The organism is Daejeonella sp., assembly GCF_030695525.1.
Taxonomy (GTDB): Bacteria; Bacteroidota; Bacteroidia; order Sphingobacteriales; family Sphingobacteriaceae; genus Daejeonella.
In genome coordinates, this window is the sequence record NZ_JAUYSS010000020.1 from 15,090 (window position 1) to 30,990 (window position 15,901).

General features: G+C 36.2%; 15 protein-coding genes. All 15 read right to left on the reverse strand.

Going from position 1 to position 15,901, the window contains the following annotated elements; genetic code table 11:
• Position 1 precedes the first annotated feature (1 nt).
• The 15 genes from Q8S11_RS04190 to Q8S11_RS04260 all read right to left on the reverse strand — a co-directional run bounded on the left by Q8S11_RS04190 (position 2) and on the right by Q8S11_RS04260 (position 15,899).
• Entirely contained in the window at positions 2-1,039 is a 1,038-nt protein-coding gene (locus tag Q8S11_RS04190) for an ATP-grasp domain-containing protein (RefSeq protein WP_305660814.1), read from the reverse strand.
• A gap of 1 nt (position 1,040) precedes the next feature.
• Positions 1,041-1,655: a sugar transferase gene (locus tag Q8S11_RS04195; protein ID WP_305660815.1), complete on the reverse strand. Its 615-nt coding sequence runs from the start codon at positions 1,653-1,655 to the stop codon at positions 1,041-1,043.
• The gene (locus Q8S11_RS04200; protein WP_305660816.1) at positions 1,648-2,859 is read right to left on the reverse strand and encodes a glycosyltransferase family 4 protein; all 1,212 of its coding nucleotides are present in this window, start codon (positions 2,857-2,859) and stop codon (positions 1,648-1,650) included. Before Q8S11_RS04200 ends, Q8S11_RS04195 begins: the two co-directional genes overlap by 8 nt.
• Positions 2,860-3,996: a non-hydrolyzing UDP-N-acetylglucosamine 2-epimerase gene (gene wecB, locus Q8S11_RS04205; protein ID WP_305660817.1), complete on the reverse strand. Its 1,137-nt coding sequence runs from the start codon at positions 3,994-3,996 to the stop codon at positions 2,860-2,862.
• A 12-nt stretch (positions 3,997-4,008) separates the two neighbouring features.
• Entirely contained in the window at positions 4,009-5,130 is a 1,122-nt protein-coding gene (locus Q8S11_RS04210; protein WP_305660818.1) for an NAD-dependent epimerase/dehydratase family protein, read from the reverse strand.
• A gap of 176 nt (positions 5,131-5,306) precedes the next feature.
• Positions 5,307-6,344 carry a polysaccharide biosynthesis protein gene (locus Q8S11_RS04215; RefSeq protein ID WP_305660819.1) on the reverse strand — a complete coding sequence of 346 codons (1,038 nt, stop codon included), beginning with the start codon at positions 6,342-6,344 and terminating at the stop codon, positions 5,307-5,309.
• Positions 6,345-6,807: 463 nt separating this feature from the next.
• Complete coding sequence (locus Q8S11_RS04220; RefSeq protein ID WP_305660820.1) at positions 6,808-7,893, reverse strand: glycosyltransferase; 1,086 nt, start codon at positions 7,891-7,893, stop codon at positions 6,808-6,810.
• Between the two features lie 1,089 nt (positions 7,894-8,982).
• Entirely contained in the window at positions 8,983-9,924 is a 942-nt protein-coding gene (locus Q8S11_RS04225; RefSeq protein WP_305660821.1) for a glycosyltransferase family 2 protein, read from the reverse strand.
• 176 nt (positions 9,925-10,100) lie between these two features.
• Positions 10,101-11,108, reverse strand: a complete 1,008-nt coding sequence (locus Q8S11_RS04230) for a hypothetical protein (protein WP_305660822.1) — start codon at positions 11,106-11,108, stop codon at positions 10,101-10,103.
• Position 11,109: 1 nt separating this feature from the next.
• Entirely contained in the window at positions 11,110-11,748 is a 639-nt protein-coding gene (locus Q8S11_RS04235; protein ID WP_305660823.1) for a hypothetical protein, read from the reverse strand.
• Positions 11,749-11,787: 39 nt separating this feature from the next.
• Entirely contained in the window at positions 11,788-12,609 is an 822-nt protein-coding gene (locus Q8S11_RS04240; RefSeq protein WP_305660824.1) for an SDR family oxidoreductase, read from the reverse strand.
• Between the two features lie 5 nt (positions 12,610-12,614).
• On the reverse strand, positions 12,615-13,379 hold the full coding sequence (locus Q8S11_RS04245) for an SDR family NAD(P)-dependent oxidoreductase (RefSeq protein ID WP_305660825.1): 765 nt from the start codon (positions 13,377-13,379) through the stop codon (positions 12,615-12,617).
• A gap of 3 nt (positions 13,380-13,382) precedes the next feature.
• Positions 13,383-14,069, reverse strand: coding sequence for a cytidylyltransferase domain-containing protein (locus Q8S11_RS04250; RefSeq protein WP_305660826.1), 687 nt, complete (start codon positions 14,067-14,069; stop codon positions 13,383-13,385).
• On the reverse strand, positions 14,070-14,876 hold the full coding sequence (locus Q8S11_RS04255) for a sugar phosphate isomerase/epimerase (RefSeq protein ID WP_305660827.1): 807 nt from the start codon (positions 14,874-14,876) through the stop codon (positions 14,070-14,072). It abuts the gene before it with no gap.
• Positions 14,877-14,915: 39 nt separating this feature from the next.
• A complete protein-coding gene (locus Q8S11_RS04260) occupies positions 14,916-15,899 on the reverse strand; it encodes an aminotransferase class IV (protein WP_305660828.1) in 984 nt (327 codons plus the stop codon).
• Positions 15,900-15,901: the final 2 nt, after the last annotated feature.

Here is a 15,901-nt window from a genome sequence, read left to right on the forward strand (position 1 = left end):
ACTATTTAAAAAATGGATGATACACGCATGTTGGGTTCTGTAGCGAATTGTTGCTTTTAAAAACCTCCATCTCTTTTTCTTCGACAAAGATATCTGCCCATGCTCTCATTATAACTCCATTTTTTAGCTTTGGCTGAACGACATTCTTACTCTCAAAAAGATAGTCAAGTGTGGCAACTACTTCATTAAAACCGAAAAAACTTCGGATTGGCGTAGTACCGCTAAACCTTGAATTAATTTCAAAAATAATCGGCACTCCATTCTTTACTCTAAATTGAAAATTGCTTGGTCCAAAAATATTAAGACTCTCGGATATCTGAGCAATAAATTTTCCATACTTCTCGTAGGTTTTATCATAGTAGGCACGGTAGGTATTACCATCTCGAAGATCTCGTTTTAAAGTAACCACGACCTTACATTCACCACCAAATACAAGACAGCCCGAAGTGAATTCACCTTCATCTTCAGAAATATATTCTTGTACTACTAAATTGTTGGCATACGAAGCAATTTGATCTAAATCCCGCTCTGTATTAATCATTAATAAACCCTTAGACCTTGCGCCATCAACAGGCTTAGCTATGTAGGGGTATTGATTGAGTTCTTTTAAATGTTTGATTCCTTCGATATCGTTAGACATATACGATAGAGGAAAGGGAAAGTTATTCGCTTTCAAGTAATTAGCAGTGAGCCATTTATCATTTGCAATCTCAATAACCCTCTCATCCGATACGACTACACTCAATTGATACTTAGATTCAAGGTAGGCCTTTTGCTTCGAAAAGATTGGAAGTTCTGCATCTGTACCAACCAGTATAGCATCTATATTTTCAGCGATGATGATTTCCTCAATAGAGTTTATAAACTGAGGGTCATTTGCAACCAAAATTGTATGCGCCTTGTCTCCAAGCCAATGGCCGGTCGATCGCACATCTGGATCTGCCGTGTGTATCTGATACTTATCTTTATCTTCTCTTAAACATCGAAGAATCCCCTGTCCCAAAACCGCGCCTGCACCTGTAACTAATATTTTTCTCATTTTACTTATTACTTTCGTTCCCTTTAAATACTTCCATCAGTATCGAATCATTAGGGCTGACCCCTTCAGATTTAAAAACCTTTACAAGAGTTAATAATAGTATCTTTAAATCAATAATGAAACTGATATTGTCGACATACCAAACATCAAGTTCGAACTTTTCTTTCCATGATATTGTGTTTCGTCCATTCACTTGTGCCCAACCTGTAATTCCAGGCCTTATTTCATGACGACGCTGCTGTTTTTCATTATATAAGGGTAAATATTCAGGGAGGAGTGGTCTGGGTCCAATTAAACTCATATCTCCAATGATTACATTTAACAACTGAGGCATCTCATCTAAAGAGGTTCTACGAACCAACCGACCTAAAAGAGTCAAACGTTCTACATCAGGTAGTAACTGTCCGGCTTTATCTTTTCGATCATTCATAGTTCTAAACTTCACGATCTTGAAAATTTTTGCGTTCTTGCCGGGTCTTTTTTGACTGAAAAACGGTTTACCCTGATTAGCCACGTACAATGAAATCGTAATTACAACAAATAGTGGCAGAAGTGTCAAAAATCCAAAAAGAGCAAAAATAAAATCAAATATTCTCTTGAAATAATGCTTATACATTTGGAAACTTGCTCATAATTTTATTGTAAGAATGCTCTACCAGGTAATTTTCAAGTAGAAACTGATATCCATTTTCTCCCATTACTTTACATTTATCCTTGTCCGATGCAAGCATGTCTAAGTAATAATTGAAAGCTTTAAAATCACCACTTTCGACCCAATATCCATATTTATTGCGTTCCATAATTGTGCCCAGATCAGTACTTAGATCAATAGCTGATAAAACAGGCATTCTCACTTCTAAATAAGATAACAACCTCGAAGGATAATTCGGAACGGTAAATCGCCTATCCAAAAATATCAATCCAACATCACAAGCCTGTAGTAACTTATCATATTCTGGTTTGATAAGGCTTTTCATCAGAATAACATTGCCAATTTGATGCAGACGTACTGCTTTATTAATTGCTGAATATTCTGTGCCATCTCCTACAATAACAAAAAAAACACTTCTGTTTTCCTTATTTGAAATTAATACTTCTATAAGGAAGTTTACTCCCTGAGGTTTACCGAGATTACCTCCGTAAATAAACGCGGCAACCTCATCCGGGATACCATATTGTCGTCTTACCAAGTTTCGTTCTTCTTCGCATATCAAGGCCAAAAGAGGTTCTATACTATTAGGATTTATTTCTACTTTATATTCATCAATCTGAGGGTTTTGTTTAATCACAAAGTCAACATTCGCAGGCGACATGCAGCCTATGAAATCTGAAACTTCGTATAATTCTCTTTCCTTCTTCAAAAAAAACTTATGAAGAAGCCCATTTTTCTTAAACAGGCCTAAATCGACAGCATTTTGAGGAAATATATCTTTTAAAAGCAAATAGGTTGTTGCATTATCCCTATTCTTAATGTAGGAAACCGCCTTTGTAAAGGTTATTGGGGGTGTAGAATAAAGTACCAAATCAAAGTGAACATCCTTAAAATACCTTTTGATTTGATGCAAAAACTGCCTTTCTAGCATCAAAGTAGCAAGACCTTTTTCAATAAATCCCGTTTTCTGGAAATTCATGGTTCTCACCTTCAGGAGTTTCAAATGTCCCGCTGAAGTGAGTCCGGTTTTTTCCTTATTTCGTCGCTCGGACGGATAAACAACGTAAACGCTATGATTTTCTGACATGAATTTTCGTATCAAATCCATATAGATTCCCCGATCATCAATATTGGAAAAACGAACAATACTTAAAAAAAGGATATTCATTTACTTTTCAGACCAGACAACTCTTTTCACATAATCAACGTAGCTAATGATAATCCGAACAATCTTTCCACTGACATTAGGCATGCTATAGTCTTTAACCTGCTGGAACTTTCTTTCCTCCCGAATTGATCCGGATAAAACCCTTAAACCCTGCATAATACGGGCTCCATTCATTCCGACCATCATCACTGTAGCTTCTTCCATTGCTTCAGGCCGTTCATGCGCATCTCTAAGGTTTAAAGCGGGGAAATTAAGAATAGAAGATTCTTCTGAAATAGTTCCACTATCGGATAGCACAGCCAAAGATTTCATCTGTAAAGCATTGTAATCGCTGAAACTCAGAGGTTTTAGAAAGTGAACAAGAGGATCCATCTTAATATCCTTCAATTCTATCATCTTACGGGTACGTGGATGCGTGCTTACAATAATTGGGTGACCATATGTTTTAGCAATTAGATTGAGACTTTCCATCAAACCTGAGAAATTCTCTTCACTACTTATATTTTCTTCACGATGCGAGGAAACTACGAAGTAATTACCCTCTTTCAAATCAAGACGTTCTAATACATCAGATGAGTCAATCTGAGGGCGGTAATGATTCAATACCTCAAACATTGGTGAACCAGTTTTAATAATCCGATCCGCAGGCAATCCCTCCCTAAGTAAATACTCACGCGCAATATCACTATACGTTAGGTTTACATCAGAAATATGGTCAACTATCTTCCGATTTGTTTCTTCCGGAACCCGCTGATCAAAACATCTATTACCCGCTTCCATGTGAAATATAGGAATATGGCGTTTCTTTGCCGGAATCGCACATAAGCATGAATTAGTATCCCCTAAAACCAAAAATGCATCGGGTTTTTCGTTTTCAAGCAAAGAGTCGATTTTAATTAAAATATTACCAATAGTCTCCACCGCGCTACTACCAGCGGCATCTAAAAAAAAGTCTGGTTCGCGTAAACCTAGGTCGGCAAAGAATATTTGATTTAATTCATAATCATAATTTTGGCCCGTATGAACAATAACATGGTTAATAGCCGTGGATTCGTCCAGAGCGGCAATCACTCTTGACAGTCGTATTATCTCGGGGCGCGTACCCACTACGGTCATTACCGTAAGTTTAGATTCCATTTTAATCTCTTATTAAACCGCTTCTGAATATGTATCAGGATCATTTGGGTCATAAAACTCATTAATCCAAAAATTCATATATAAATCATCATCACCTATATTCTGTATATTATGCGCATACCAAATCGGCATATCTAAAAATGCAGGTTCATCTCCGTCGAGATAAAACGCAAGTATCTCCTCATACCCAACTCTTCTTAACTTAACTAACGCCTTTCCTTTGATCACTGCAAATCTTTCGATTTTTCTGGTATGAAAATGATTTCCCCGGGTTATTCCAGGTTTCGTCATAGAAAACGAAACTTGTCCACCAATATTGAGACGGATTACTTCAACAAAACTTCCCCTGGCATCAGAGTTCTTTACATAGTTAACAGGATAGTGGGTTTTAAAATCTATATAACTTCTAAAAGTATTGAAAAGATTTAGTTCAAAAGAGTTATTTAATTTAGGGATTACTCCAAGCACGAGATACTCATTTTTGAAGCATTCCAGAAGCGAAAGAATTTCAGAAACTTTGTATTCGTCACTATGGGATATATGGTGCAACTCATGCCCCATACCGCACCTTATCTCATTTAAAATCAATTTTATTAGATCGCTGACGTAAATAAGCTTCACAGATGCATCCTGCATAATTTCGGGTTGTTCATTATGAGTTAGTTGATAGCAAAAGGTAGCAATAAATGAATTGTAATATGGTTTACCAAAGGGTCCAAAAATATTTGGCATTAGCAGACCTGTAAATTTCCCTCCCGCATTTTTGGACCATCTTTCCAGCAATTGTCGCCCTTCTCTTTTACTTTTACCATACAAGTTATCCTGCTCCTCTTGAGAAGAAGAGGAAAACAATACGTGTGCCTTGCTTTTAGATTTTTCTAAAGCTTCTACTAGTTTTTCAACCAACTCTACATTGGTTTTGTATAAAACTTCGGGGTCCGGATGCCTATTCATCGCAGCGAGATGAACAATAATATCACACTTGCCTACAAACTCCGTAAGTTGAGGAGGATTCTTGAAAAAATCAGAATGATATTCAACTATCTCGAACTCATAAGGAAAAAGGCCAAGCGTGTTATAGAGATGCTGTCCTACAAAACCCTCCTGACCAGTTATACCAACATTTAATTTCATGCAACTGTTTTTACTGACCTTCTTTGTTTCTCTGCATCTAACGCTAGCTGAATGAATAGAAATTCAGACCAAATCTACGTTATAAGAATGCCTATTATATAGAGATATATTTAGAAGCTTATATATGAATTTAAAATATAGACTTATATGTCTTAGATAAAGTCTCTGTGAGTTGATCAAACTAAATATTGCGCGGCCTTAGCATCCCCAAAAATTTCATACTTAATTAACGGCAAATCACTCAGGATCTGCTTTATACCTATTACGTCAAGTTGGCGGGTATTGTGAGAATGATAGTCTTCAATTTTTGACACGTCAATTTCACCGTCAGTAAAATACTGATTATAATTCAAATTTCTATTATCTGCTGGAATTCTGTAAAAATCGCCCATATCCTGAGCTTTCGCCATTTCCTCTCTCGTACATAACGTCTCGTATAATTTCTCGCCATGACGGGTTCCAATGATCTTTATAGTATTATCAGCATTACAGAGTTCCTTAAGGGCCTTTGCCAAATCACCTATCGTACTTGCGGAAGCTTTATTTACGAAAAGGTCTCCCTGCTCCCCGTGTTCAAAAGCAAATAAAACAAGGTCTACTGCTTCATCAAGGGACATGAGAAATCTTGTCATTTTAGGATCTGTGATGGTAAGACTCTTCCCTTCCTTAATCTGTTTTAAAAATAAAGGAATTACAGAACCGCGTGATCCCATAACGTTTCCATAACGTGTTAAGCAGACCGTCGTTGTGTTATTAATAATATTTCTTGCAGTAGCGATCGCAACTTTTTCCATTAATGCTTTTGAGATCCCCATTGCATTGATTGGATAAGCTGCCTTATCAGTACTTAAACAAATTACTTTTTCGACACCCTCGTGAATTGCAGCATTTAATACATTTTCTGTTCCTAAAACATTCGTCTTTACAGCCTCCATCGGATAAAACTCACAGGACGGTACCTGTTTCAAAGCTGCCGCATGAAAAATGAAGTCAACACCAATCATCGCTGATCTAATGCTATTATAATCCCGTACATCACCAATATAAAATTTCAATTTTTCATCTTGGAATTTTTCACGCATGTCGTTTTGCTTCTTCTCATCCCGACTAAATATTCTTATTTCTTTAAGATCGGAATTAAGGAATTTTTGCAAAACTGCATTACCAAATGATCCAGTACCACCTGTTATTAGTAGAATTTTGTTTTCATACATATTTATAGTCATTTTATTACAAATTTCATTCCGCCAGTAACGCTTAAAGAAAACTTCCTATTATTAAAAGCAGGCTGATTTTTTACAAATCTACACCATCAATCACACAATCTGAAATCAGATTGCCATAAACATCATTAACAAATAAGGTTTATCGTACTTTTATGGCACCCTTGCCGGTAAAACAGTTACCCTCACTTACAGTTAAATCTTAAGAACAGTTAAATATTTAGAATTTTACGACTAAAACTTCAATTTGCAGTCACAATTATTCGATATCATATAGTTTTATTTTTCCGTTCAGGAGAGGCCGTGTTCTTCCAATAGCACGAAGACTAAATCATTTCTCATCCCGAATGAAAATATGAATTCTCTTTCATCTGTATGCGGAATTCTTTTTAAAAGGCCATTGCCGGATATGGACTAGCACCATCAACAACTAATAAACGTTGCTTGTAACATATTACAATGTTTTTTTGATTATTCTAAAAAAATCTTTCCAAGATTTTGTGTTTCCTTTTGTATAAGACTCGTATTTTTTCCCCTTTGCTAAACACAATTCAATTATTGCATCCCCCCAAGCACCAACATCTTGATAATTCAAATATTTAACACCACTATAACCATCTAATACTTCTCTTGAATAAGGTAAATCAGCAACAATAATTGGCAAACCGAAAGAAGCAGCTTCAATTAATGGTAGCCCTAATGTTTCAATATAACTTGGGAATATAAGAGCATCCACATTATTAAATAGCCAAATTACTTCTCCATGAGAAATTTTGTCTAAAAAAACGATGTCAATGTTTTCATAATTAGGCTGTAACTCAATTTCATCTTTCACAGTTGTTAGATATAAAACAATCTTATTCGTTAAAAGCGTATCAATTAACTTAAACGCTTGAAAAATTAGCGCATGGTCTTTATATATATATGGTGCTGCAGGGTAAAATAGATTTATTTTTTTTTGCTCAAGTTGAACTCTTGATATTTCAGCGGTTTGTGGTATTTCCAAATCTGGAAATATTACATGAACTTTAGTTTCATTAAAATCGAATTTTTTCACAAATTCTGTCTTTATAAATTCCAGTTGCACAAATATTTCAGTCCGTGAATTCATGAATATCTTCACAAAAAAGGGATAAATATATTTATAAAACCATAGAGAACGTTCTCCCTTTTTAAATAAATTCCATTTATTTGAAAATAGGGGAATCGGTTGATGATAATAAATATAATTTGGAATTTTATAACCAACTTGAAAATTAGTATTTTGAAGTGAAACAGTAATTGCAGGATTGACATTGTTAATTTTCAACCATTTTTTGACGCCGAATGCATCCCACATGATTCGATTTAAGAATGAGGTAACATTTACATGAACTAAACGAAGATTCTTTTTTGAGTGAGTTATAACAACAGACCTGTCAACAAACACTAAATATGTTATATTATCGTCAGGTATCGCATTTATAAACTGATGTAAAATTGTTAATGCACCTCCCGATCTCAGAGCTGAAGCATTTACAACTATTATTTTTTCAACCATGGTATATATTTAATCAGACTCTACCGCGTGGCGTATTAGGGCTAAGATATTAAGGATTCTTAATGGGAGTCTGTTATTTCAAATTATTGAGTCTAACCATCTTTCAAAAACCGTGTCCGTTTTTCAGTACATTCGAAACAAAAATTATTGATTTGGCAAAATAATAAAACGATGTGACTACAACTCCAAAATTAATTCCCTTATTAATTCTGAGGGCGTAAAACATGAAATATAAGTAAGCCATCATGGTAACTCGTTCTGGTCCGACAATGGACGATGATATAATAATAATAAAGAAAATGAAGAACGTTGCCATTTTCTCGCGGGAATAAAAGAGTGAGAGAACCAAGAATATTAATGGCTGGAATGTGTTTAAAAGTAACCCTTTCGACGCACTATTATCGGAATATGCATTAAGCTTATACAAAATGTGTTCACTTAGAAATATTATAGGAATAAAAAGAATAATTATAAAAACAACTTTCGTAAACTTCAGCTTAAACTTTAAGGTTAAAAAAAATGATACCACGGACTGCATTACCATTGCAAAAAATCGACTCAAAACTAATATTAGCATCTGTACGTGAGTAAGGATGGACAATACTATGAAGAGGTACGTTTTTTTGACACGGAGAGATAATAGAACTGCTATAAAGAAGAAGATAAACGCGAATTTGAGTCGCTCTGCAGAAAAATACAACACAAGCAGATAAAAATTCGTGAAGATAATAAAAACGATAATGCCTATAGAAACCCGCCATTTAAAAAAAAGACGAGTCAGGACATTAGCTAAAATAGCATTAGCAAATGCCATTACAACATCTTTTGGGATCCCCAAATTTGAAAATATCCACAGAATCAGAAAATGGATCGGTTCGTCAGAAGTTATATAAAGATGATATTGAAGGTAACCTTGTAATACATTCACGCCTTTTATACCATCATATGCATTATTATAAGGCACCTGGTCACCTTCAAAATAAAATGGAGAAAAGAACAAGCTTAAAAGTAAAACCAGAATTGTAATGGTATTACGAATCAGCAATTCAATTGATATTTTATTTCTGGACGATAAAACTTGAATAAAGCTCATTTTGCCATGATAATTCTTTTCACCCACGAAGCAGGAAGTATTTTTTTCAGTATACCTCTAAAAAAGGTATCCGCAATAATAAATGAATAATAAGCTGAAACAAGAGGGAAAGAACCATGATTTAAAGCAACTTTTCGTGAGGCCCGAACAGTTTCCAGGCGATTAGAATCGGACAAACCACCGGAAATCACACTCGATATAATAACGTCTTTATAATTGAAAGTTACACCATCGGAGTAAGCTTGATAAAAAAATTCCATGTCGGCAACTATCTTGTTCAGTCTATTGTACAAGTTTCTCTTATGGTATTTCAAAGAGATGAAAGTTGATTGGTGCGAAAACTGCATCCCTTTCCACAATTTAGCAGGGGAACCAGCAGATTGAGCTCTGGAAAAACCATTATATCGTATGTCTACGTTTCCATAAATAATATCGCCATCATTTACATTTTTATCAAATATCGTTTCCAGCGTGGTCGAAGTGAAATATGAATCACCTGCATTCATGAAATTAATCCAGTCCCCAGAAGCAAGTTTGATACCTTTATTCATAGCATCGTATATTCCATCATCTATATCGCTTATTATGTAATCTATTGTAGTCTCATACTTCATTATAATATCCAATGTACCATCAGTTGAGCCACCGTCTATAACAATATACTCAACATTGTCATAAGTTTGACTTAATACGTTTTGAATGGTTTTTTCAATGAATTGTTCACCATTATAAACAACAGTCACTACAGTAATTAAGCTTTTTCCTGGCAAACTTGTTTTAAAATAACCCTTGGTTCTTAGCCCTCCTTTTTCGCCTTGGGGCAAGAACAAATCAATTTCGGATGCAGTGTCCAATACCCGATCATAATCAGGCTTTTGGGCTGTCAACATTCGAGTTGTACTGGCAGAAGGGTCTAAACAAATTATTTCTTTTGGCATCTTTTCTTTTGAATCTACTCTTGGTCTTACGATATCTATTCTAAATATTTAATGGAAGCCGCTCTCATTCTGACTATAAAAAAGGCCACTGTAATCCGTAATGCGGATTATAGACATTAGTTAGCCCAGCTGGCCTTGCGATAAAGGTGAATAAAATGATACAAGAAAGTTGTACTTCAGTTCATTTTATTAGTGAGTAAAATCTTCGCGTTCTTCCGAAGGTTTTCTATTGACAGAATCAGATCGCTAAGAGATGTAGGGAAATTTATCTGTATTTCACCGGGTAAGTGGCCCAAATGATCAATTCTACGCTTTACCAAATCTTCCGTCATCCCACAAAACTTAATTACCGAAAAGGCTTTTGAACCGAAGCTAACTAATGCTGTGGAGGCACAACCGATAACAGCTACAAAATCCTGATCAACCAGTTCTATTGGTATATGGTTAGGTATTTCATTAAACAAAAGGTGGCTCGGTAGCGGAAGTTTTCCCTCTTCCCTGGGATGGTTCTTAGTAAATATTTGGAATCCACGAAGTGTGAGTTCGTCTGTCAGGCTCCGATAAGTTGAGATTAAGGCTTCATCACTAACAGTTTCACTGGCTAAAATAATAAGGATATTAGACGTTGATTTCTTTAGCGAAGTCGAAAAGGCCCGTCGAGCAGAGATAGAATCTTCGATCCTATGATGAAGAATGTTATTCCCGTAACTAACCTTAGACAAGACGTAATATGAACCAGCATTGTTGTCATGTGGCACTTCGTATTCGACAAAATCCCTGGACATCCCAAGAAAATGAACCAGTTTTCGATGGTAGATTGAGCTTATCGGAACACCCTCTACTTTGCGAAAAGAATTTAATGTAACTTGAGGGTAGAACTCACCTTTGGCCCTAATTATGTCGATAACTACATCGAAATTAAACCAGCAACACTCATGGAAAAAATATACTTTAGTATTAGAAAGCTTTACAGAAAGTAATTTTCTAATAATAAAAAACCAACCCGCTATATGTTGCTTGGGAACGACAGACAATTTTATATGAGGCTTGTCCTTAACAAAGTATTCATAAGATTGCTGTAAACTTACCCCAGTCATAACAATCTCACAAATATCCCACTCTCCCGATTTGGCTTTAAGTAGCGGAACAGGTAATGTAGATGCAACGAATGCTATATTACCCATTTTAGCTTTTCAATCCTTTGACATTTAAACTTATGGGTACAGGACCAATTTTTGAAATAAAATCACGGTCTGACCAGTCTCCAATAGATTGACCAAAATCCTCTGCAGTGGTCCACTCACAAACGGAGACGAAACCGTTAGAAATTAATAATTCAGATAGCAGTGACAAATTATAAATTGAGCGATGAAAATTATAATCATAGTCTTGTCCACCCATTAGCGCATACTTGACAGTTTCCAAATTGTTGTCATTGTTACCGTATATCTTAATAATTGAATCGAATGATGGAACTGAGATCCTCAAAGTTCCTCCTATTTTTAATTTACTAAACACCAGCTTTATAAAAGATTGGGCTTCTTGGAACGAAATATGTTCCAATACATGGCATAAATATATTTCACCGATGCTACCCTCTGTAAATTCGTCCAATTGCATATTATTTGAAACGATATGAACATGATCAAAATTTCTAGCATCAACATTAACCCAACCTTGCAAATTTATCTCACCGGTTCCTATGTGTACTTTCAATCCCGGGCTGTTCACCTTTGTAAAAATTGGTTCTGGTCTATCATTGTTTTTAAAAGCATTTATCTGCCTTCTAATAATGTCTTGTACTGACTTTAAGATCTTTTTCATTTTTTTTATAAGATTAAATTAATTTTACTGTAGGAACTATTACCAGGCAGTTCTGCCGCCATCAGCTGAAATCGTTGCTCCATTTATATAACTTGAAGCAAGGCTTAACAAAAAGATTATGACACCATGATATTCAGTTTTATGAGCCATTCTATTCATTGGAATTCGTTTAATTAGCTCACTGACGAACTCTTCATTTTGATTATTTTCCACACCGCCGGGACAAACAACATTGCATCTGACATTACGATGCGCCCAGTAGGTGGAAACATATTTAGTTATGCCTATTATGCCAGTCTTAACCACAGAGTAAGTGATAGGTTTCACGGGTTGCATAGACTCCTCAACCCCATCTACCCGATACAACCTTTGATCAGGCGATATGAGACCGAGATCCGAAGAAATATTAACAATACTACCACCATCCACGTTCTTGGAAATTTCAAATCCATAATACTTTATGCAAAGAAAAGTTCCTTTTAAGGCAACATCCAAATCCATGTGCCAAACATTTGAAGGGAAATTTTCAAGTCGCGAAAAATTAATATCCGTCGTATTTTCCACTTTTGGATTATTTGCCGCATTATTAACTAGTCCATCAATTTTTCCATATTTAGCTATTATGGCCTTACAGCTTTTGTCAATTTGGTCCTCGTCGGTAATATCAACCGAAAATGCACTTGCATCGATCTCATATTTGCTATTTAAGTCTGAAACCTGCTTATTTAATATCTCTTCGTTTAAATCTAACAATACCGGTGTCCCGCCGGCATCTGCGATAGCAGCGACATGTTCCCTGCCTAATAAGCCAGATGCGCCAGTTACAATGACAATTTTGTCTTTTAATGAAAATAGGTCCATGTTGTTTAAAAAGTTATTGTTTGTCCACCATCAATAATAAAACAAGAACCGGTTATAAACGATGCTTTTGGAGAACTTAAAAAAAGAACTAAATTCGCTACTTCTTCGGGCTGACCAAATCGTTTCAAGGGTACTTTTTCATTAAGCATTTTCAATACCGCTTCTGAATTGTCATTCATTTTTTTCCCCCATGTACCATTTTCTACCCAGATATTTCCGGGCGCTACAACATTAACTCTGATGTGAGGCGCTAGCTTGTGGGACAAGATTTTTGAAAATGATATCAGTGCTGACTTAGCCACACTGTAATCAGTTGGAGCGCCTATATATTCGATTCCAGCAATCGAGGAAACAAAAACAAAAGCCCCTTCTTTTACCGATCGACTGAATACCCTGGCGGTATTTACAGCTGTATCAAAGTTTGTAGCCCATGAATTTTTCCATAAGTCCTTTCCGTTTATTGCATTATTTAGACTTTGTCCATTTCCAACATTTGAGATAACCACATCGATGGATCTGTTTCCTTTTAGTGTTTTCGAAATTTTCACCAAACAATTTTCAAGTTCCGACTCGATTTTTGCATCAGCGTTATAAAAAAAAACCCGGTTCTCATACTGTTCGTTTAATGCTACTTCAACCTCTGTCTTTGAATTCCTGGATACAACGTGTACAACAGCTCGCTCTAATAGAAAGCTCTTGACTATTGAAAGACCTATTCCATTAGTACCCCCAATTACCACTATGGTTTTATTGTCTAATTCCAGCTCCATTGGTTACTTTATTAAAAACTCTTTCATTAAGGCAGAGCACATTTTTAAATCTTCCGACGAATCAATCTCAAACATTTTCCAAAAATCCATTTCAACAAGGCCAATCCTATCACCAAATCTATTATTACCATTGATAAGAACTTCTGGTTTAAAGAGGTAAAAAGATCCATTCTCAATATATTGTTTCGGAATATCCTGGCGGCGTTTTCTATTTCTCCAATCGTAGTTTACGCTTTCTAAAATTCCCGTATCGTTCCTTTGCCAGAAAAACAGATCTTCCGCAATACTACAAGAAAAAAAGGAATCGAATTCCCCGGATTGCGCCAGCTTAATACCTCTAGCCACGTCGGCTGCTTCTCTTAAAGGAGAAGTAACCTGAGGAGCTAGCACCCAATCAATTTTTTCGTCTTCAATTTTGGATATGTAATCAATACCATGAATCCATGCTTCTTCAGATGTAGCAAAGTCCCCAGAAATGTCATCTGGTCGCTTTATTGTTTTAGCTCCATACTTCGCCGCAGTTTCTAAAATTTCATCCGAGTCCGAACTTACCCACGCAGAATTTGCACCTCCTTCCAGGCAATTTTGAATTGTCCAGGCGATCAAAGGCTGCCCACAAAAATCAATTATGTTTTTCTTGGGCAAGCCCTTTGACCCGCCTCTAGCTAAAATTATAGATACCGTATTCATTTAATTTTGTAACAATTTTTCTTTAAAATATTTTAGTTGCTTTTTAAATATCTCCACACCTTCATCGTCCCGGTATACCTGCATAATAAAAGGCGCTTTATAGCTAATTTTATTTAGCGCAATTAGAAAATTGTCGAAATCAGTGTCGCCCGAACCCAGCTCAACTGATCCTCCGTTAAGTTTTCGATCCTTGATATGAATATCAGAAATTCGGGAACCATAGGCTTCAAATTCCTCGATTATGTTAAAACCAAAAGAGGCACTATTTCCAGTATCATAGTTAACAGTAACTCTAGATGACGGCAATTCGGATAACAGTTCATAGAAGTCTTTCGGCCCTAAGTCTGTTTCCAGACTTAGATTCACATTCTGTTTTTCTGCTTCCTCAATTAAGATTTGTATATTATCAATAAATCGCTCGGTTGAGCCATCACCTTTTAACGACGATTGATCTACACAAGGGATAACTATGTCTTTAATGTCCAGCATGCTGGCATTTTTCAGCAAGTTGATCATCACCAACTGGCTGTTTTCAACTACTTTTTGATCCGAATGGTGTAATGGAGCTTCCATAAAATAATCTGCACAAATCGAACTCACGAAAACACCTGTTGTATCAATGCTGTGCTGAATCTGGTCTAGTCCCTTTCTGGAGTATAATGGGTTCAGTATATAGTCGTTATGATCAAATATGAATTCAATACAATCTAATCCCAATTCTGCTGCTATAGGAAATTCCTTATCCCAGTATCCAAGAGGGTGTGCCTGGAATCGGCCATTAAGTTTAGGTAAAAGCCTACCCTGCATTATTCCTATCTTATTGCTAACCATTTTGTGCTTGTAATGCTATTTTGATTTGAAACGGTACGGAGTCGGGGCATCTGAAGAACCCGCTCCGTCTGTATTATTCCAGGTTTGGATCTGTTTAGATATATCAACACCTGTGTTTTCTGACCATGCTTTCAACAGGGAATTGAAAACGCCGCCAACTTTACCATCTCCTATTGGCAAGCCATTCAGTCTGGTTACTGGAAGCATACAGAACGGAGTACCAGTCATAAAAGCCTCATCTGCTGTATGAACATCATAAGGATCAATGTTTTTCTCTAATACTTTCAACCCTAATTGTGGGCATAATTCCTTCATAACATACTCTCTGGAAATTCCTCGGAGTATATCACGACCTTCAGGGCTTATGATTGTATTATCTTTGATTATAAAAAAATTATCTCCAGTTCCTTCAGAAATATAACCCGCTGTATCAAGGAGAAGAGCCCAATTATCATCGCCCGCAAATTGTGAGGCTTCAATATTAGCCATGAGATAGAAAATTCTGCTTCTATTTTTGATCTTTGGATCCAGCAAACTTGCAGGGATTGCGCGCTGTGAAGTAATAACCGCATTTATACCTTTCTCAAATAAATGACCCATACCAGCTACTGTCCATCTTAGCGGGAAGTCGGCAATAACTACATTGGGACCCTTATGTAAGCCTTCAATTCTTTGATATATGCCGAGTGTGCCCCTTGAAACATCAATCATCAAACGATGTTCATCGTCAGCACCAAACAGATGGTCATTAGCCTCGATTGTCTCATAGCAATGTTTCTCCATTTGTTCTATAGTCATGTCAAGAGGAATTCTCAAGATTTTCAGTCCGTAATAAAGCCGTTCCAGGTGCTCCCTTAATTTAAACTGCTTTTTGTTAAAAGACCGTGTCATTTCAAATACCATGTCTCCAAACATTAGCGCAGAATCATAAACGGAAATCTTCGCTTCAATTTCGGGAATAAGCTTCCCGTTCATCCATATTAATCTACTGTTACTCATAT